General features: G+C 40.7%; 12 protein-coding genes. 5 read left to right on the forward strand and 7 right to left on the reverse strand.

The annotated features are described in order from the left end of the window. Positions 1–247: 247 nt before the first annotated feature. Together V7L31_RS11870 and V7L31_RS11875 are read right to left on the reverse strand one after the other, a co-directional pair. Entirely contained in the window at positions 248–1,870 is a 1,623-nt protein-coding gene (locus V7L31_RS11870) for a PRC-barrel domain-containing protein (protein WP_334696403.1), read from the reverse strand. Beyond that, positions 1,871–2,083 carry a hypothetical protein gene (locus V7L31_RS11875; RefSeq protein ID WP_334696404.1) on the reverse strand — a complete coding sequence of 71 codons (213 nt, stop codon included), beginning with the start codon at positions 2,081–2,083 and terminating at the stop codon, positions 1,871–1,873. A gap of 375 nt (positions 2,084–2,458) precedes the next feature. Between V7L31_RS11875 and V7L31_RS11880 the strand changes: the two genes are divergently transcribed. The 4 genes from V7L31_RS11880 to V7L31_RS11895 all read left to right on the forward strand — a co-directional run bounded on the left by V7L31_RS11880 (position 2,459) and on the right by V7L31_RS11895 (position 6,519). Beyond that, positions 2,459–2,920, forward strand: coding sequence for a GNAT family N-acetyltransferase (locus tag V7L31_RS11880; protein ID WP_334696405.1), 462 nt, complete (start codon positions 2,459–2,461; stop codon positions 2,918–2,920). Positions 2,921–3,178: 258 nt separating this feature from the next. Continuing rightward, positions 3,179–3,778, forward strand: coding sequence for a cytochrome b/b6 domain-containing protein (locus V7L31_RS11885; RefSeq protein ID WP_334696406.1), 600 nt, complete (start codon positions 3,179–3,181; stop codon positions 3,776–3,778). A 97-nt stretch (positions 3,779–3,875) separates the two neighbouring features. Then, complete coding sequence (locus V7L31_RS11890) at positions 3,876–5,309, forward strand: bifunctional orotidine-5'-phosphate decarboxylase/orotate phosphoribosyltransferase (protein WP_334696427.1); 1,434 nt, start codon at positions 3,876–3,878, stop codon at positions 5,307–5,309. 112 nt (positions 5,310–5,421) lie between these two features. After that, the gene (locus V7L31_RS11895) at positions 5,422–6,519 is read left to right on the forward strand and encodes an AI-2E family transporter (protein WP_334696407.1); all 1,098 of its coding nucleotides are present in this window, start codon (positions 5,422–5,424) and stop codon (positions 6,517–6,519) included. Between the two features lie 216 nt (positions 6,520–6,735). Here V7L31_RS11895 and V7L31_RS11900 read toward each other — a convergent pair whose 3' ends face one another. Further along, the gene (locus V7L31_RS11900; RefSeq protein ID WP_334696408.1) at positions 6,736–9,192 is read right to left on the reverse strand and encodes an ATP-dependent Clp protease ATP-binding subunit; all 2,457 of its coding nucleotides are present in this window, start codon (positions 9,190–9,192) and stop codon (positions 6,736–6,738) included. Positions 9,193–9,500: 308 nt separating this feature from the next. Here V7L31_RS11900 and V7L31_RS11905 point away from each other — a divergent pair, with 308 nt between their 5' ends. Then, positions 9,501–9,797: a DUF3288 family protein gene (locus tag V7L31_RS11905; protein ID WP_334696409.1), complete on the forward strand. Its 297-nt coding sequence runs from the start codon at positions 9,501–9,503 to the stop codon at positions 9,795–9,797. Positions 9,798–10,013: 216 nt separating this feature from the next. On the opposite strand, the gene V7L31_RS11910 is transcribed toward V7L31_RS11905, so the two are convergent. The 4 genes from V7L31_RS11910 to V7L31_RS11925 all read right to left on the reverse strand — a co-directional run bounded on the left by V7L31_RS11910 (position 10,014) and on the right by V7L31_RS11925 (position 20,865). Continuing rightward, the gene (locus V7L31_RS11910) at positions 10,014–11,456 is read right to left on the reverse strand and encodes an ATP-binding protein (protein WP_334696410.1); all 1,443 of its coding nucleotides are present in this window, start codon (positions 11,454–11,456) and stop codon (positions 10,014–10,016) included. Positions 11,457–11,490: 34 nt separating this feature from the next. Then, positions 11,491–16,806 (reverse strand): trifunctional serine/threonine-protein kinase/ATP-binding protein/sensor histidine kinase, encoded by a 5,316-nt coding sequence (locus V7L31_RS11915; RefSeq protein ID WP_334696411.1) that lies wholly within the window; start codon positions 16,804–16,806, stop codon positions 11,491–11,493. A 328-nt stretch (positions 16,807–17,134) separates the two neighbouring features. Beyond that, complete coding sequence (locus tag V7L31_RS11920) at positions 17,135–18,430, reverse strand: hybrid sensor histidine kinase/response regulator (RefSeq protein WP_334696412.1); 1,296 nt, start codon at positions 18,428–18,430, stop codon at positions 17,135–17,137. After that, a complete protein-coding gene (locus V7L31_RS11925) occupies positions 18,427–20,865 on the reverse strand; it encodes a hybrid sensor histidine kinase/response regulator (protein WP_334696413.1) in 2,439 nt (812 codons plus the stop codon). The genes V7L31_RS11920 and V7L31_RS11925 overlap by 4 nt, the downstream gene beginning before the upstream one ends. Between the last annotated feature and the right edge of the window lie 481 nt (positions 20,866–21,346).

Consider the following 21,346-nt stretch of genomic DNA (forward strand, 5'->3'; position numbering starts at 1 on the left):
TTGGCTTTCTCTATTTTCACTGCTCCTCAAATTCCTGATCGAAAATTGCCAAACCTTTTATCATACCATAGAAAACTTTTGCAAGAGTTCTTTTGACTTTGCCAACAGCATCGCTTGCTTAAGTAAGTCGGCACAATAAAACTAAACTGTGTAAAGAGAAGTAAACAAGGCTCAAACTCTCTTTCCCCCTGCTCCCTGCCCCCTGCCCCCTGCCTTACCCCAACGATAATTATTTACGCCGACCTACTTATTTCAACCCACTACCATGATGCGCCAAGGCTGCCGTTCCATATTCTGAAGCACGTAACTCTTTGTCAGAGATTTCTGGCTCCTTAGTATAAACCGAACTCAGTAAAATATTCAGAACTCCACTTTCTTCAGCTTGACTGACAGCGCGATGTGTAATCAATTCACCTACATTTAGAATCACGTTATCTTCTGGGTCAAGAATAACACGGGTAACTGGACGACCTAGTGCTTGTTCAATCCGTTGCTTCTTAATTACCCGTGCGCTGCGTCCTTGCAACTTTTCTGCATTCGCTTTCAAGGCTTGCCAGAAAGTGTTGAGATTCTCTTGAGCGATGCTGGCCCCGTCGCGCAGTTGAACTTTGTTTTCTAACCATGTGTCTCTTGCACTAGAACGGACTGCCGTTGCCAGAGTTAGACCAACAGCATTCAGCAATTCTGCTTTTTTACCGTAAACCTGGGCGCGATCAAGAAGGGATTCTGTCACAATCTGCCCAGATGCCGCAATAATTAAGCCATCGTCAGCACGCACTGTTTGCCCAACTCTCCGCCCTTTTGCCTGCTCGATCGCCATATCTGCCAGTGAATCAATCGAACGACGCAGATGAGTGGTGCTGCGGTGAGTTACGCTGCCAATTCCATTGCTAAAAGATGTTGTTGCTGCTTGCAAATTGCGGCTGATGTTGGCAGTTAGGCTGCCACCTGTGGCTCGATAGAGTTCATCGAGGATACCCATGCGATCGGCTGCTTCGGCATCAACTAGCGTCACTTCCTGCCCCTGTAATAGCAGTACATTCCCGTCTGGAGTCAGCACATCACGCTCAACATGCTTGCCAATCACATATACCTTTTGCTCGGCAGGATCAACCAAATTGTTTGTCAGGGAGGCAGTTGCATCTCGATTGAGGTCTTGTAGTTTGCTGCTAGTAGCATCAGTTGCCGCTTGCAATTGCTCACCTGCATTTTGGCCTGCTTCCTGTAGTCCGCGGTTCACGCTCTCTACCGAGCTTTGCAGCTGCTCATTCACAGTTTGCACTGCTGTTTGCAGTCTGCGGTTAGTAGTATCAGCTGAGTCCTGCAATTTATCTCCAGTTGCCTGAACTGCTCCTCGGATACCACCGACCTGTTCTTCCATCATTTGAGCAGTTTGTGGAGGTACAAAGGCAACATCATCACCAATTTTCAGGGTTTCGGCAGCAGGAACAAACGATCGCCCTGAGTAAGCATCGGCAAATACACCGCCAGAAACTTCGTATCCTTCCACCAATCCACTATGCTCATCAAAGAACAAATCGACTAATATACCAAGGTCGAGTCCTTCGGTAGTCAGAATTCTCTTTTTTCTCAGCACAATAGCCTGGTGCAGAATCTCTTTAATTACAGGGATGCGATGTGCCTTAACAATAGATGCTTTAGAGTTAACTACGATCGCATCTAACCCAATCGCTTGCACCTCTTCCAGAGGAATCACTTTCGCATCTCGAAACATACCTTTTTCTGCAACGAGAAAACCCAAAAGTTGATTGCGTTTCTGATCAAAAATTAAATCTATAATTCGGACAACTTTCTCGCCTGTGTCGTAGGTGACGACAACTTTATCGATAACATCACTACCTTTACGCATTTATCTATCCCTCCTATATTGATTTTCTTGTTCAATCACTTGTTCGTTAGTTGCCTGACCTTTAAGTTGAAAATATCGTCCCTCTTTACCAAAACCGGGAACGATATCAATCATGCCAAAGTATTCGAGTAATACCCCAAATATGGCAACAAGAATGATTAAAACAGTTATATTTGCTCCAGTATTAGAGCGCTTTCCTATGAGTCTAGGCATTGTATTTAATTATTTATTGTTGTTTTCTCTTATTGTAAACATTGCTAGAAATGTTGTACAAGAAATTTATATCATTAAATTTAGTTAATATGTTTATTTATTGTTATATACCTTACTTTAGATACTCTTGTGGAATCAAAAGAACCAAAGGGGATCTTTCCAAAGATAGATTTTTTAGTTAGTTATTATCAGTCTCTTATATCTATTCTTGGAAATAAATATTATTTTTAGCCTCAATATCATTGAATAACTTAAAAGATAATTTTCGCTCATTCTTCCGTTCGGGATTCGTCTCGCCGAGTTGTACTAAGCGCATCTCAAAGTTAGGGTTAGGGTAGTACAAACATCATAGTAAGCATGTTCACGTTTAACCTCATGAATGAGAGTAATGCACACGCTATCCTAAGTTGGCGATACGAGCCACTGTATGATTTATATAACTACTCAGAGCCAGAAGCTAATCTACTACAACATATTCTGCACCCCCAGAACACCTTCTACAGTGTTGTGGATGAGAATGGCGAGTTGGTAGCTTACTGTTCTTTTGGACAAGATGGACAGGTCGCTGGTGGTGATTACCACGAGCAGGCGTTGGATATTGGTATGGGAATTCGCCCTGACTTGACCGGACGAGGAAAGGGCGCTGAGTATGCCAATGCCGTGTTGGAATTTGCAGATAGTTTATTTCAGCCAAAAGCTTTTCGGGTGACGATCGCAGCATTCAACAAGCGTGCGATACGGGTATGGCAAAAATTGGGATTCAAGCATCAGCGATCGTTTGAGCGAGGAAGTGATGGAATGCAATTTATCGTGTTGTTACGAGCAGACAATCGGTAAACGACGTTAGCCACGCTTAAATTGAGAGTTCAATATAAACAGCAGTGAATATCTTTACCAGAATACTGAATCATAAAATGGGAAAATAAGGGTGAGCAATACCACCCTCGAATTTATAGAGCTATTTACCCAAGACAGATACTTGTGTCCAGTTAGACACAACAAATAATTAAAGTCTCTATTAGCTATGCCCAATTCCCATTGCCCCATACCAAATTTTTAGGACAGATAAGCAGCGAATTTTATCAGTCAAAATTTATGAGTTCCACCGTTCCCTCTCAAACTCGAAAGCCACCCACTCAAGCAATAGGAGCCAAAATTTTCCACTGGTGTAACATCATTAGTCTGTTTATCATGCTCACCAGTGGACTACAAATTTACAACGCCAACCCTGTTTTTGGTGGACGTGCAGGTTTGCATATTCCTCCGATATTTACATTAGGAGGTTGGCTGGCAGGAGGTAGACACTGGCATTTTGCCGCAATGTGGCTATTCTCGTTAAATCTGTTGTGGTATGGAATTTACGTTTTAATTACCCGACGCTGGCGACATCGGTTTGTAGGTGCTAATGACTTCAAAGCATTACAAAAAACTCAAAATTCCCAGCGTCTAATTTATGCTTGGCATCGTATTACTTATACAGCAATTATTCCTATCTTGCTGCTGGCATTATTTACAGGAATAGGAATGTATAAACCTGCTCAATTTCCCTGGATTGTGGATTTGTTTGGTAGTTGGCAAGCATTGCGAATCGTTCACTTTGCCTCAGTGCCAATGGTTATCTTATTTGTAGTGATTCACTATCAATTAGGGCAGAAAGCTGGAGGAACTCAACTAACAGAATCAATGTTTGAGTAAACCAACTATGGTAATGGAAATAGAGAGATACAGAAAGCGAAGACGAATGACCAATGACAAATGACCAATGACCAATGACTCTTTTTTAAAGAAAAATATGAACTTTTTTGATAAATTGAATCGTAATATCTTACAAAATCAAAGCTTACTGTTTGTCGGACTCGATCCAAATCCAGAGATGATGCCTACGCGTTATGAATCTGAAGAACTCATTGCTGGTTTGGAAAAGTGGTTACAATTCATTATTGCTGAAACTGCTGATTTTGTTTGTGCCTATAAACCAACACTTGGCTTTTATGAAGCGTTAGGTATTCCTGGTTTAGAACTGCTCTACAAAACTTTAGCAGCTATTCCAGCCCACATCCCTGTTATTTTAGATGCAAAACACAGTGACTTAAATACTAGTACAATTTTTGCCCGGACTGTATTTACAGAATGGCAAGTGGATGCAATCACTCTCAGTCCCTATACAGGACAAGATCATGTCGCACCTTTTTTGGTCTATCAGGGTAAAGCGGTGTTTATTTTATGCTGTACTTCAAATCCAGGTGCAGAAGCTTTACAGCAATATCCTACAAACGAATCACCCCTTTATTTACAGGTGGTAAAAGAATCAAGAACTTGGGGGACTCCAGAACAATTAGGTTTGGAAGTGGGGACTATAAATCCTGAAGTTTTAGCACTTATTCGAGCAGTTGCACCAGAACGAATTATTCTGGCGCGTAGCATCTGGGCGGAGGGTCAAAACCTGAAGCAAATTTTAGAAGCTGGCTTGAATAGTAATGGTGATGGTTTGCTGATTCCTGTTCCTCAAGATATGTTGGGGAATACACAATTATCTGAAGAAGTACAATCTTTACGCGCAGAAATTAATCAAATCAAAGCTGAAATTATTTATGACAATTCCACTTGTTCGGTGTGGTTTCCTGATGTTTGTTTGCTAAATCAGCATCCCCAACAAGATTTAATTTTACAACTTTATGATATTGACTGTATTATGTTTGGCAGCTTTGTCCAAGCCTCAGGAGCGATATTTCCTTATTACATCGACTTACGCAAAATTATTTCCAATCCCCAAGTTTTTAATCAAGTTCTCACAGCTTATGAGGATATTTTGAAAAATCTTAGTTTTGATAGGTTAGCAGGTATTCCTTACGGTTCTTTACCGACTGCGACTGGTTTAGCTTTGCGTCTTCATTGTCCAATGATTTTCCCGCGTAAAGAGGTGAAGGCACACGGAACTCGGAGAGTAATTGAGGGTAACTTTCATCCTGGTGAAACGGTTGTAGTGGTTGATGATATTCTCATCAGCGGCAAAAGCGTCATGGAAGGGGCAGGAAAGTTAGAATCAGCAGGATTAAAGGTTGATGATATTGTAGTATTTATCGACCATGAACAGGGGGTGAAAGATAGATTACAGCAGAATGGTTATCGCAGTCATGCGGTTTTAACTATTTCAGAAATTACTAATACTTTGTATCAAGCAGGGCGAATAAATGAGGAGCAATTTTTAGCTTTTGCTGAAAGTTAGTAATTGGGGGAATGGGGAATGGGGGAAGATTTTCTTGTCTACTTTCTGTTGAGCATATTTAATTACTCGATTCAATCTGGTAACTAGAATAATTTTGATTTTTAAATTAATTATGAACATTTCACTGAATCAATTACTGAGATGGTTAATTTTTATGCTGCTATTTCCTCTAGTGTTTCTCAATGGTTGGTTAGCATTTTTGCTGGTTAAAAATCTTCAACCTGTTGTCACAATTCTTGTCTTGGCTACTTTGCTTGCATTCATTTTAAACTATCCTGTTTCAATTCTCCAACGGGGTGGAGTTAAACGCGGCTATGCAGTAGCGTTAGTTTTTATATTAGCATTAGTAATTGTTGTTGCTTTGGGTATAATTTTAGGGCCCATTGTTTTAGAGCAATTTAATGAAATGGTTAAAGTTTTTCCCCAATGGATTGATTCCAGCGAAGAAAAACTTCAGATTGTAAATGATTGGTTTTTGAGACACAAAATAAATGTAAATTTCAGTCAGTTATTAACACAGATAACTAACAAATTGCCCAATGAATTAGAGTTTGTTTCAGATAAACTTTTAAGCATTATTATAGATACGATTGATAGTGTTTCTGAGTCATTAATCACAGTAGTGCTGACTTTTTACCTGTTGTTAGATGGGCCAAGAATTTGGCAGGGAATATTTAAGAAGTTGCCGGGAAATTTTGCCCAGAAGGTAAGCCAATCTATTCAGCAAAACTTTCAAAATTACTTGATTGGTCAGGTAAGTTTGGCTTTGCTGATGGGTGTTTCAGTAACATTATTATTTTTAAGTTTTCAAGTCCAGTTTGGTTTACTCTTTGGTTTGGCGGTTGGGGTTTTGAGCTTAATTCCCTTTGGTGATGTTGTTAGTTTGATTGTAATTACTTTCATAATAGCTACACACGACTTTTGGCTAGCAGCAAAAGTTTTTGCGGTAGCTGTTGTCATTGACCAGTTAATCGATCAGGCGATCGCACCACGTTTATTAGGTAAATTTACTGGACTTAGACCGATATGGGTATTAATTGCCTTGCTTGTCGGCACTAATATCGGCGGAGTCTTAGGTTTGCTAGTCGCCGTACCTGTATCTGGTTTTATCAAAGATGTCGCAGATGGTTTTTCTACATCTGGTAATTCTGGTAAGGTGGGTGAGGGTGAAGCAGCATCAGAATTGTTGCCAGAGGAATCAATATTGTAATGAGTTAAAATCCATTCTGTTAGCGATAGCGGGGCGTTTAGCCCATTCTGACTCCTGAATTCTGTTCGATAAAAAAACCCCCAGCATTCCTACTAGGGGTGAGAAATAATACCATTTCACTTAATGTTTGTCTGAGATGCCCCTGTTAGTGCCTCTACTTAGGTCAGAGGCTAGGTGTTTCTCAAATATTACAGCAAAAAGCGATCGGGTATAAAATTAGCCAGCACTTGCTAACAGTAACTCTCGTTTTTCTGATTTTTTAACTCTCACCTGAGAGTCATCATCAACATCGATAAGGGCTGTGTCTCCATCTGTAATTTCACCAGACAGCATTGCTTCAGCCAGAGAATCTTCTAGGAGGCGCATAATTGCCCGGCGTAATGGTCTAGCGCCATAGCTGGGGTTATAGCCTTCTTGTACCACAAGCTCTTTGAAGCGATCGCTAACTTCTAGGATAATTCCCTTTTCTGTCAAGCGACTAGCAACATCGCGAAGCATAATTTCGGCGATTTGCTTAACTTCATTCTTGGAAAGCTGGGTGAAGACGATAATCTCATCAAGACGGTTGAGGAACTCTGGACGGAAATAAGCTTTCAATTCCTCATTTACCAAGGTGCGGATGCGGTTATAACTAGCGTCGGCTTGAGTGTCAAAGTCAAAGCCTAAGCCGCTACCACCTTTTTCAATCACTTTGGAACCGATGTTAGAAGTCAAAATGATCAGCGTGTTCTTGAAGTCCACTTTCCGACCTTTGGCATCGGTAAGATGACCGTCATCCAAGAGTTGCAGCAGCATATTGAATACATCGGGGTGCGCTTTTTCGATTTCGTCGAATAGCAGCACTGAGTAGGGTTTGCGCCGCACGGCTTCTGTAAGTTGTCCGCCTTCGTCGTATCCGACATAACCAGGAGGCGAACCGATGAGCTTGGCGACGGTGTGGCTTTCCATGTATTCGGACATATCTAGCCGAATCATCGAATCTTCTGCACCGAAGAAGTAGGCAGCTAATGCCTTCGCCAATTCTGTTTTACCAACTCCAGTGGGCCCAGAGAAGATAAAGCTGGCAATGGGACGATTGGGATTTTTTAAACCAACGCGGGCGCGACGGATACCGCGAGATACAGCCGTGACTGCTTGCTCTTGGCCGATGAGTCGCTGATGCAGAGTGTCTTCTAGGTGTAGAAGCAACTCTGACTCAGATTCAGTCAGTTTGTTAACTGGTACGCCAGTCCAAGAGGCAACGATTTGGGCGATATCTTCTTCGTCAACTACAGTCGAGTTGACGGGTTGATCGTTTTGTGTAAAGGTTGCTTGCACTTGTTCTGCAAGTTTCAACTCTTGGTCGCGCAGTTGTGTTGCTTTGTCAAAATCTTGGACTCTGACTGCTGCTTCTTTTTCTTTGGTAACGCCAGCGAGTTCACGCTTGAGTTCTTTATTGGGAGAACTTTGGGAGTTCCGCAGACGAACGCGAGAACCAGCTTCATCAATCAAGTCTATTGCCTTGTCGGGCAAGAAGCGATCGCTAATATAGCGGTCTGATAATTCTGCTGCTGCAACCAGTGCTGCATCCAAAATTGTGACTTTGTGGTGTTGTTCATAAGCACCGCGCAAGCCGTAGAGAATTTGTACGGTTTCCTCTACCGATGGTTCCCCAACCTTAATCGGTTGGAAACGACGTTCTAGGGCGGCATCGCGCTCGATATGCTTGCGATACTCATCCAAGGTAGTTGCGCCGATGCACTGGAGTTCACCCCGTGCTAAGGCAGGTTTGAGGATGTTGGCTGCATCCAAGCCGCCTTCTGTACCACCAGCACCAACCAAGGTGTGAATTTCGTCAATCACCAGGATGATATTGCCCACAGTGCGAACTTCTTCTACGACTTTTTTGATGCGTTCTTCAAAATCGCCACGGAAGCGAGTTCCAGCTACCAATGACCCCATATCGAGGCTGATAACTTGCTTGCCTTGTAAGGTTTCGGGAACATCCTGATTGATAATACGTTGAGCTAGACCTTCTGCGATCGCAGTTTTACCAACTCCTGGTTCTCCAATCAACACCGGGTTATTCTTAGTGCGGCGACCGAGAATTTGAATCGCCCGCTCAATTTCCTTTTGGCGACCAACTACGGGGTCGAGTCTACCTTCTTGGGCTAATTTCGTCAAATTTCTGCCGTATTCTTCCATCGTTAACGGTTGGGTGCGCTTTTGACTACCACTACTACCAGCGAAAGCTGGTGAATTTTCACCTAAACGGCGAACGATGGCACTGCGGACACTCTTGAAGTCAACTCCTAGATTTTGCAGTACTTTGGCGGCGACACCTTCACCAGCCTCAGTTAATCCTAAGAGTAAGTGTTCAGTGTTAATGTAATTCTGTCCTAAACTATGAGCTTCTTTAAACGATTGCTCGAAGAGGCTTTTTACCTTAGGAGTAAAAGGAATTTCTGGTGGTACAAAGCCAGAACCCCTACCAATAATTTTTTCTACCTCGCGACGTGCATCTTTGAGGGTAACGCCTAATTCGGCCAGCACTTTAGCAGCAACCCCAGTTCCTTCTCCCATTAAACCCAGGAGAATTTGCTCAGTTCCTACGAAGTTATGTCCCAGGCGACGTGCTTCCTCCTGAGCTAACATAATTACTCTAATGGCTTCGGAAGTGAAGTGTTCAAACATAATGGGTTATTGCTCCCTCGCTGCTTGGACTTTGGGTGAGATAAAATTCACCCTCATCTAAAGTTTTTTGTATTTTCTTAAGGACTAATGTAACTTTATTTAAAGTTAAGTGGCAGTGGTGAGAGCCGTAAGACATCAGGTGTACTTGCCGTCTAATAGGAATGCTCAGTGGAGTACGGAGGAAGTAATGAGTTACAAAGTTGACAATTAAGTTTTCGGTATTTGACAATTTTCGTTTGCCTGCCCTGTTTTCTACTGTCAGCTAAACTTAAAACTCAGAACTTAACATTAGACACTCAGGACTGACAATGACTGAAGCAACGACTGGTAAAGATCAACAACATCCACTTTATAACCGCGATCGCCCCCTTATTGATATATTACTCGCTCAAGAGGCAACAGACTATAACTTAGCAGAATTGGCTAGACTGCGAATGCGTTATCAAGGGTTTCCAGGGGCGAGAGACATCCAAAAAGATTTAGATAAAGTCTTGCAGCAGTGGGGTTTGAGCGAAGCCGAGCTTTTTGAGAAAACTCGTCAAATCCACGATTTGGGAGGAATTTACAAAAGTCGCGGTAAGAAAGATGAGCAGGATTGGAATTAGGGCATTGGCGACTGAGGACTGGGGATTGGGGATTAGGGACTAGTACAACACAGCGCAAATAAACCACCCATTCCAAATCAATGAAATGCTTACACTGTATCTCTTTTTGCTGTATTCCTTTTTATTTAATTTTGAATTCTGCCTTGCAGGTATTAGGGACTAGGGATTTGAAAAGAGTTTTCCAATCCTCAATCCCCAGTCCCCAGTCCCCAATCCCTAATCCCCAGCCGCCACTGGAATGACGATCGCTAATTCTGTGCCTTTGCCTAACTCAGATGTCACTGTGAGTTGTCCACCGTGTTTTTCTTCTATAATTTGCCGGGAAATTGTTAATCCTAAACCAGTGCCTTTACCTACTGGTTTGGTGGTAAATAAATAACCAAACAGTTTTTGCTTGACATTTTCGGACATTCCCTCGCCATTGTCTTGCATTCGGATCGAGACGTGATGCCGATCTTCAGACAAAGCGGTGGTAATTGTGAGACGATTGGGATTGTCTTTAATTTGTTGGAAACTACGCCCTTTGTTAGATTCTTCTAAAGCATCAATGGCGTTGGCGATCAGATTCATAAAAACTTGGTTGAGTTGCCCCGGAAAGCATTCTATTTGAGGTATTTGCCCGTAATTTTTGATTACTTCAATAGCAGGGCGATGCTCATTGGCTTTGATTCGGTGCTTGAGGATAAGTAATGTACTTTCAATACCTTCATGAATATTAAAATGAACCTTGCGATCGCTATCTCCTCTAGAAAAGGTGCGGAGACTGGCGCTAATTCCCCGGATGCGATCGCTACCTTCTTTCATGGACGAGATAAGTTTGGGTAAATCTTCTTGGAGATAGTCTAAATCAATTGTGGCGATCGCTTCTTCAATTTCTGCTCCCGGTTCGGGAAACCTTTGCCGATAAAGGTCAATTAGTGCTAATAAATCGTGAACGTATTCCTGTGCAGGTTTTAAGTTGCCTGCAATAAAATTAATTGGGTTATTAATTTCGTGGGCAATGGCTGTAACGAGGTTGCCCAGTGCCGACATTTTTTCATTTTGGATGAGAGTGTATTGTGTCTCTTGCAGATCGTGTAATACTTGAGTTAATTGTGCTGTTTGTTTTTCTATGGTAATTAAATCGCGATATGACCTTAAAGCCGCGATCGCAGTTGTAATTAACTTTTGGCGAGTTAATTCTACCTTCAACTTATAATCATTGATATCATAATTCAAAATCACTGATTCTTCAGGCGCATCTCCCGGCTGTCCTGTGCGTAAAATCACCCGCACAATCTGGTTTTTCAACTCCTCTCGAATATACTTAACCACCCTTAACCCAGCATCATTAGTTTCCATTACCACATCTAATAAAATAAACGCGGTATCGGGGTGAACTGCAATCAGCTTTTTGGCTTCTATTCCCGAAAAAGCCGAGAGGAAAGTTAAAGGTTTGCCTTCAAAGGTAAAACTTCTCAAAGCTAGCTTGGTTGCTTGGTGGACTTCAACATCATCATCCACAATCATCATTTTCCAAGCTTCAGAAGCCTCTTGTCCCTGACTTTCTACATCCAATGGAGTTAATTGAGTTGTATCACTTATCTGCTCTAGATCGTCTTCAAACACCAAGACTTCATCATCTGTTTGTAAGAGAGATATACGGGTAGAATTAAGCATTGTCAACCAACTTTGTGAAAAAGAACAAGAAAACTTAATAGTTTGTGGACAGAGGTAATGTCACTGTAAATATGGTTCCCTTTTCTACTTGACTGTAAACATCAATTGTTCCTTGTAGCTTTTGAGTAACTAAGTTATAGACTATATGCAGACCTAAACCACTGCCTCCTTTTTGCCTAGCAGTGGTAAAAAAAGGTTCAAAAATTTTGTTTAAGTTTTCTTGCGGAATGCCGCAACCATCATCGCTATATTGAATCACAACGCGTTGGCGTAGCCCGTCGTAGACATCGCTTTCTTGCTTCACCTCAATTCGCAACTGTCCTGATTCGTGAAGTTGATAGCCATGATTCAGGGAGTTCATCACTAAGTTGGTGATAATTTGCGCCAAAGCCCCAGGATAGCTTTCAATTCTAACAGTTTCATCTCCTGTCACAGTCAGGGTATGGGAAGCTTGTTTGAGTTTGGGAGTTAGGCTGGTGACAATTTCTTCCAAATACTGCTTGACTAAAAATGTCCGTTGTTCCAAACTAGTCTGATCGACAGCTACTTGCTTGAAGCTTTGTACTAGTTCTCCGGCACGATTGAGGTTGCTTAAAAGCAGGTCAGTACTTTCTTTGGCAATTTCCAAATAGTTATTTAAAACTGAGCGTTTTAATTTACCTTGTTCGACAGCCGTAATTAGCGATCGCGTTTCATCAGCTAATGTAGAAGCAACGGTGATACTAGTACCCACAGGTGTATTGATTTCATGAGCAACTCCAGCCACAAGACCACCCAAAGCCGCCATTTTCTCCGATTCTACCAGTTGCTTTTGAGTAGCTTTGAGGTCTTCTACAACTTGAGACAATTCTTGAGTTCGTTCGGCTACCTTTTCTTCTAGAGTGTTGTAGAGAGTAGCATTTTCGATGGAGATGGCAGCTTGGGAAGAAAGCAAATTTAGAACTTCCATCCGTTCTGGTGTAAAGGCTCCAGTTGTTAGATTGTTTTCTAAATAAACAATCCCAATTAAATTGCCTTGATTTAGGAGAGGAAAACACAGAATAGATTTAGGTTGCTGTTGATGAATGTAAGCATCACGAGTGAAGTTGCCTTCATTTACCGCATCATTTAAAACCACACTATCTTTAGTCCGGGCAACGTAATCGATAATCGCATTAGATAATATTGGTTTATTGAAGGTTTTGATAGAGATAGTTTCAGTAACTTTAACTGGATCGGAATTAATTCTTCCTGATGTTCTAATTTGCCATTCTGTATCTTGGTTGAGTAATAAATAACCCTTTTCTGCTCCAGCATTTTCAATGACGATTGTCATCAGTTTAGTTAATAAAGTATCAAGCTTAATTTCTCGTCCCAGAACGTGGGAAGCTTTGAGAACACTATTGAAATCTAAGGAAGTTGATAGGGTGGTACTAGTAGAGGTAATTTTAGAGGTTGGACATTGAGAGTTTATTTGAGCTTGGGTGAAAAATTGGGGATAGCGTTTTTCTAAATCTTCTACTTTAGCTTTCGCACCCCAACGAGTGTAGGCATAGTGGGCATTAAATAGATAATTTTGAGCAATTTTTTCTTTACCCCATTGCAGATAAAATCTAGCAGCGAGTTCATAGCTAAGGGCTTGTTCGTTGAGATATTCATGTTCTGTTGCTTGGGCGATCGCGCGATCGTACATCTCTATGGCTTCAGCTTTTTCTCCTAAAACGCGATACCGTTCCGCTTCCACTAAATAAAATTTGTGTAAGAAATTTGTCGGCGCATAGTTCGCCCAATTCTGCATTTGGGCTTGATTGGTTGTGACTTTTTCTAATAAGCTTGCTTGTGGGGCATCAGTATATAAAGCTAAGGCTGTCAGAGAATCATAAAAATTGAAAAGTGCTACGATTATGGTTCCCATTACTGCATTGAGATACTTTTCCAACTTGTGAGCATTGGCTGCGGCTTGCGGGAAATCTTGGAAAAGATAGCAGAGAATAAGCTTAGAGCAATATATGTGCGCCAAACCAGTGCGATCGTTAACTTGCTCATGCCAGGGTAGCATTTGCTCCTCCTGATAAGCTGCTCCACTTAAAAGACAAGTGTTTTCAGCTGCCTCTAGCAGATTTAAGGTCAACTGCCAATAAATAGCTAGATACTCCAGAGCCATTTTGTTTTTAACTTGACGGAGAGCATGATCGTAGCTAGCTATTTGCCGTTCAACTTCCACCAAGTTTTTTTGTCCACAGATCCAAGAATGTACGCTGTCATAAGCTGCACACATACCGGAAAATTGAATATCTCCTCGGTCTCTACCAATTTGATAGGCTTCTTTTAAGGACTTGATGGTTTTCTGGACTGGTTGTTGCCAATGGCAGATAGTAACATTAAAGACGAAGTTGATGTGACATTCGAGATATCGAGCATCGTAAAGTTCTAACACCTTCAAAGCAAGTTGACCAAATTGATAGCCCGATATAATTTCTCCCAAGGCTCCGCAGAGAATTAAACCATACATCACATAGCCAACTGTTGATAGTGCCGTATTGCCATGTTCCAGAGATAAATTCACCATCTCTAAGACAAGGAATGGGAGTATTTCATTTCCTCCCCGAAAGGCAGGTGACATGATACTGGAAAGAATTTGCATTCCTGCTAGGTGCTGGGCTTCTTGCATTTGGGGCAAGTTGATTAGGTCTTTGACTTCCCTTTGTGCTAAACGATCTCTTGTTTGCTGTAGCACTTTGCTTAGTTCTAAGGGACTCAGAACAGAGGGAAATTGAATTCCCAAAGCTTGTAACACTTCTAGACCAGTTGCGATCGCACCTTGCAATTGATTCTGGATTGAAAATGCTTGGATTGCGATCTCATAAACTTTTATCTTGTCCAACAAAGTTTGAGCATTTTGTAGTACCTCTTTTATCCATCTATTCATCTGGGCGAAGTCACCGCACACAAATGCTGCTTCTGTTGCTGACTCAAATAATAGCAAGGTAAGGTCATAGTTTGTTTGCCAACAGTTAGTTGCTAGTAATTTAATTCCGGCTGAAAAATATCCCATAGCCGCCTCGTAAGCGGCTGCTGCCTTAGCTTTATGTCCCGCCAATAAATTCAACTTGGCTAATTCATCTTGTTCGCTTTGAGCGTTAATCAACTCTGCACCAATATTTAATTGATTAACAATTTCAAAAATTTTATCTTCTCGATCTACTGCTGAGGCGTTGCTCAACATCAGTCGCCCAATTGTTAAGTGAGTTGCTTTTTTTTCTCCTTCAGAAATCAGAAAATAAGCTGCTTGCTGCACGCGATCGTGCTGGAATTTACAATGAATATCAGCAGTTTTTTTCTCGTTTCTCAATAGTCTCAGATAATATTGATTATTTGAGACAACAATTAAGCCTTCTTTGAGTGCTGGGAATAAATCATCTAAAACTTGCTTGGCTGATTGTTGAGAAATCACAACCAATGTAGATAAATCAAAGTTATTGCCAATACAAGCAGCCAACTGTAAGATTTTTTGGGTGTTTGCTGCTAAGTTGACAATTTTACTCGTCATTAATTCCACAACATTATCAGTAATGTCTTTGGTTTCAATTTGGTCTAAATTCCAATGCCATTTTTTTTCTGTATAGTCAAAGCTGAGTAATTTTTCTGTATAGAGTGATTTCAAAAATTCAGCAGTAAAGAAAGCATTACCTTGAGTTTTTTCACAAACCAAATTAGTTAATGCTTGAGTTAGGATAGTTGAAACTGATAGTGTTTCGGCAATGAAAGCATTCACATCTTTGGGAGTGAGGTTTTTGAGATTAATCTCAGATACAATTCCTCCGTCATTTTTAATTTCGTCTAAACTCATCGCCAAAGGGTGAGTTACATCGACTTCATTATCTCGATAAGCTCCAATAATGAGTAGATTTTGAATGTTGCGATCGCTTAAAATAATCTTCAGCAGTTTTAGCGAAGCACTATCAGCCCATTGCAAGTCATCAACGAACAAAACGAGGGGATGTTCAGCCTGACAAATCGCCTTGATAAAGCTTTGAAAGACCAGATTGAAACGGTTTTGGGCTTCTTGTCCGCCTACTTGAGCTACAGGAGGTTGTTCGCCAATCACCAATTTTAAATTGGGAATGACATCAATTAAAACCTGTCCGTTATTGCCAACAGCAGCTAATATTTTTTCTTGCCATCGCTTCAAAACGGATTCACTTTCAGTCAATAATTGATTACACAAGTCATTGAATGCTTGAGAAATGACGTAGTAAGGAATATTACGTTGATACTGGTCATATTTACCAGTGATAAAATTGCCACGTTTGGCTGTAATGGGTTTATGAACCTCATTTACTAAAGCTGATTTGCCGACTCCAGAATAGCCTGCGACTAACATCAGTTCATTTGTACCACTGGCGATGCGATCGAAAGCCGCCAATAGCGTTTCTAATTCTGGCTCTCGTCCATAGAGCTTTTGGGGAATTATAAAGCGATCGGAGACATCCTGACTAGCCAACGCGAAGACATCAATTTTGCCATTACTATGCAGTTGATGCAAACATTGTTCTAAATCTGCCTGAATCCCAGAAGCAGACTGATAGCGGTCTTCGGCATTCTTCGCCATCAGTTTCATTACAATCTCACATAGCACTTTGACAATGGGTTGTCCATTTTTGAATTTTGAATTTTGAATTTTGAATTGATCTGGTTGTTTCGCAATATGGCAATGAATCAACGCTAGAGGATCATCCTCTAAAAATGGCACTTCTCCTGTTAGTAATTTATAGAAAGTTACTCCTAAAGAATAGAAATCGCTGCGATAGTCAATGGCTCGATTCATTCGCCCCGTTTGCTCAGGAGAAATGTAGGTAATAGTGCCTTCTAGAATATTAGGACTTTTGAATGATTGGGTTTCTCGTGACAAAACTGTGGAAATACCAAAATCGATAATTTTTATCTGTCTAGTATTGGAATTAAAAACAATATTTGAGGGGTTAATATCTTTATGAATAATGTTAGCACTGTGGATTTGTCTGAGGCTTTTGACAATAGAAATACCCAACAAAAGAAACTGTTCTAACTCAATTTTTCCAGCTAACTGCAATTGAGCTAAAGAACTACCGCCGAAGTCTTCTAATACTAAAACTGGTCGTTGTTGATGAATTTCCAAAGCGTAAACTTGAACAACTCCTGTGAGATGGAGATTGTGGATAATGTCATATTCACGCTGGTAACAAGCAATGCGTTCTGGCGAGGGATAAACATCTCGCAGGGTTTTGAGAATTACAGGTTGATTATCGGCTTCCCGGTAGCCTCGATATATCAGAGAATTGCTGCTTTCGTAGATTTGTTCAATAATTTGATAGCCGGAAAGCGTGAGCATAATTTGGGTACTCCTCAAAAGTGGGTTAATGCTGTCCCAGTTACTTTGTTAGAGTTAGTGTACCCATCAGCTTGCTGGATTCTTATGCAAGTGCGCCGCTGATTCTGGAGATTTTGTTACAAAGTTAATAGAAAAACCCACGTATTTTCATCCCCGTGAGGGGTAAAGGAATTAAAACCCTACCCTTCCAGAAGTCCTATCTAGAGTGGGTTAGAGATACTTATTTTAGCGGAGGGTCGAATTTAACTATCAACTTAAAGTTTTGAAAGTTGGAAGTATTAACTTTTCTATAGTGATGTTTTCTTTTATTGGGTTTGCAAATTCTAATTTATCGAATTGGTAACTCAATGATAAACTCTATGCCTTCACCTGGTTTAGAATCGTATGTGAGCTTGCCATGATGATTATTAACCACAATTTGGTAAGCAATAGATAGACCAAGCCCGGTTCCTTTGCCGATAGGTTTAGTTGTATAAAAAGCATCAAATATTTTTGTGCGATCTGCGTTGTTTATACCTGAACCATTGTCAGCAACTCTTAAAATAACTTGCTCTCCAATTGCCTCAGTTTTAATTTTAATTACCCCAGGATTTTGATAAATTGTATCAATGTCTTTATGTTGATTTTTTTCTTCAATGGCATCGATTGCATTGCAAATTAAATTCATAAAAACCTGATTTATTTCACCAGGAAAACACTCAATAAGTGGCAAATTTCCATATTCTTTAAATAATTGGATGGCTGGGTGATGAGCATTGCGTTTAAAGCGGTGTCCGAGAATCAGTAATGTACTTTCTAACCCTTCATGCAAATTAGCTAGTTTCTTACCAGCTTCTCTGTGGCGCGAGAAGTTGTTCAAATATGACACAATTTCTGTAACGCGATTTGTACCAACCTGCATGGATTGAATAATTTTAGATAAATCATCTAACAAAAAGGTGAGATCGCTGTTTTGAATTGCGGTTTCAATTTCCTTTGGTGGATCGGGCAGATATTTTTGATAGAGATGTAGTAAATTAACTACCTCTTGTACATACTGTTCCACAAACTTTAAGTTGCCAGCTATAAAATTGATTGGATTATTCACTTCATGGGCAATTCCTGCTGTCAGTTGTCCTAAAGCGGCTACCTTTTCTGCTTGAATCAGTTGAGTTTGAGTTTGTTGCAATTCGGCATTTTTAGCAATTAAAGTTTTCGTCAAATTTCTCAGCTTCAGGTGATTTTCGATCCGTACTAAGACTTCTTCATACTGAAAAGGTTTGGTAATGTAGTCTACGGCTCCCAATTGCAAACCTTTAACTTTATCAGCGGTTTCTGATAATGCTGTCATAAAAATGACCGGAATATCTTGAACACGAGGATTGTCTTTTAGCTGTTTACAGGTTTCAAAACCATCTATACCGGGCATCATCACATCTAACAAGATTAAATCAGGTAAATCATCATTTTTTAATCGCTGAAGGGCTTTCTCCCCGCTGCGTGCTGCCCAAACTTCAAAGCTAGATTGATCCAGAAAGCTGGATAAAACTTGTAAATTGGCAGGGTTATCGTCAACGACTAAAACAATTCCTCTGGAAGGAGAATAATTGATAGAATTATTTTGATTTTCAATAATCGTTTTCATACTGCTTGCACCGCATATTTAGTCAAAAAATCTATGATTAAATCTTCATCAAATTGTCTTGCTAGTTGCCGTAGTTCATTAGCAAATGGAGCAAAGGTTGTGTCTGTTTCCTCCAGCTGATCGGCCCACTTGAGAATGGCATTAAAGTTACCTTTACTGGCTAAGGTGACTAGTTCCTGCAAGATTTGGGGGGAAGGAGGGGTTAATTGAGCAGATTCGCTATTTGCTGTTATTGCTTCTTTAGCTTTTTCTTCATCAGGCTGAGATTGCTTGTAAATCCATACCAAATTTAAGTATTGTTCTAGTTGATGTAATAATTCATCTACCTGTATAGGTTTAGTTAAGAAGGCGTTACCTCCGGCTTCTAGACTGCGATGTTTGTCTGATTCAAAGACACTGGCAGAAGAGACGATAATCTTAACATTTTGAATTTCTGGAGTGTGACGCAGGTGTTTAATTAATTCAAACCCATCCATTTCTGGCATCAGTAAATCTGTGATGATTAAGTCCGGTTTGAGAGCGATCGCTATTTCTAAACCTTCTTTACCGTTGCTGGCTTCAACTACATTAAAACCCAGTGGTTGTAGTAAGTTTGTAATCACTGTGCGATTCTCCCAGCGATCGTCAACCATCAGGATGGTGTAGGGGCTACCCTCAAAGCCAATGATTTGTTTTTCTGAAGCAGTCATCGCAGATTGTACCCAGTCAATCGCTTCGGGAATCTCTAACTCAAACCAGAAGCTACTACCCTGCCCGATCTGACTCTGAACATGGATATCGCTACCCATCATCTGTATTAACTGCCGAGTAATAGCTAAACCCAGCCCAGTGCCTTCAGCTTGGCGCTTTTTCTCTCCTACTTGTTCAAAGGGCAAGAAAATTTTGCTCAATTCTGCGGGAGTTATGCCAATTCCCGTATCTTCTACGTTACAGCGAAGGCGATGTTTCACTGTCTGGTCATCACTGGGAGATTGATCGATAACTTCAATACTAAAAGTAACCTGACCTTGATCGGTAAATTTGATGGCATTTCCCAACAGATTCAATAGTATCTGACGTAATCTTTTGACATCGACATGAATTCCTGTAGGTAAGTTGATTGCAGGTTTATAGACAAAGGAAATGCCCTTTTGTTTGGCGCGAATGTGACATATTTCGACAATTCCTTGAAGAAAGGAAGGGAAATGCACATCATCAGGATGCAATTCTAGCTTTTTTGCTTCAATTTTGGAGAGATCCAAAATGTCATTAATTAAAGTCAGCAAATGAGAGCCGCATTGTTCAATAATATTGACGTGATATTGCTCTTGCTTAGGTAAAGCTGAAGAACGCAGTAAAATTTGGGCACAACCGAGAATGCCATTTAAGGGCGTTCGCAGTTCATGACTCATGTTAGCCAAAAATTCGCTTTTAGCATGGTTGGCTGTATCAGCCGCAGCTTTAGACTTTTTCAGTTCACTTTGTTCAAATGCTTGCACCTGCCACAAGACAGTAATCATAGTAACAGTCAGTCCACCGACAATTAAGGCGATTAAATCAAGGAATTGCAATCGAGATTCGATATTTTGGCGGGGAATCACCAAAGCCACAGACCAATTAGCTTGTGTCAACGGCAGATAAGCTACATACTTTTGAGTGCCGTCAATTTCCATCAACTCAATTCCCTGTTTTTTGTTTACCATCTGCTGGGCGATCGCATTTAAATTGCGATCGCTTATTTTCAGTAGGCTGGGTGCAGGTTTTTCTAAGGTTGACATTAATGTGGAATTAGGGTGGACGATCGCCTGTCCCTGGGAATTGAGAGCAAAAGCATAGCTGTTCGTGCCATATTGCAGCGAGTTGACAACCTCTGCAATGTGATCGACTTTCACATTGCCTTGAAAGACCCCGATTGGTGAATTACTACTAGCAGAATTTGACGAGATCGGGGTGGCGATCGCTATTAAAGGAATTCCTGTAGAACGGCTAATGAAGGGATCGGAAATGTTGCTCTTTCCCGCAATTGCTTTTTGAAAGTAATCTCGATCCTGAATATTTTTATTTGTTCGACCAACTTTTGTATTGGAAAATGAACCATCTGGCATAGCTATTTGGAAAAAGAAAAATTCATCATTGATCCGCTTTACTTCTGCCTTTAAATAGGGTTCTGCTACAGACCAGTTTAAGGAACGTACAGTTGAAGTATTCGCCAGGGTTTGTACCTCCACTTGGCGGACATGTAACCATTCCTCAATTTCTGCAACTCCTCTCTGTACCTCTAAAAAAGCGCTCTGTCTCAAATCTTTGAGTGTCAGATTTCTAGCAGCTTGATAGCTGAAATAGGCAGAAATACTGACTATCAGGGTAGTGCCACCAAGAATAAATCGAATCAGTAAATTTCGCGATGGATGATTTTTTTCATTAGATGTCGATAGACTGGAGTTTTGTTGTATCAAGGGTTAGCTCCTTAATCACATATTTCGGGAAAAAATTCTGGGTTATCTTTAGATTTCCCCAGAAATTACCGATGCTCACAGCTTTTGGTAAAATAAACCAGAAATTTATAGTAATGCCACGAATTATAAGTTTTTATAAGAAGAATTCAGAACTCAGGAGTCATAATTCAGCATGAATTCTGTACGAGTAGGTGATAGCGCAGCGTTAGCGAGTCCACGATAGCGGAGCGGTAGCGAGTATTTTCGAGTCGCGTCTGAATATTGATTAAAACTTCGCCCCTGATGGGCGAAAAAAATTAAAATATTCTCGCCTTAAAACTCTATCTCTTTATGGGTAGAGGATTCTGAATTCTGAATTATGACTCCTGTTTTATATCAAAATATGCTTTCAAATAAATTAAAATTCCAATTATTGCTTCTAATTACGAATTGTTAACTTACTATAGGACTCCTATTTGATTATTGAAATACACGTAGGGTA

The organism is Nostoc sp. (assembly GCF_036916655.1).
In the GTDB taxonomy this organism is placed as follows: Bacteria; Cyanobacteriota; Cyanobacteriia; order Cyanobacteriales; family Nostocaceae; genus Nostoc.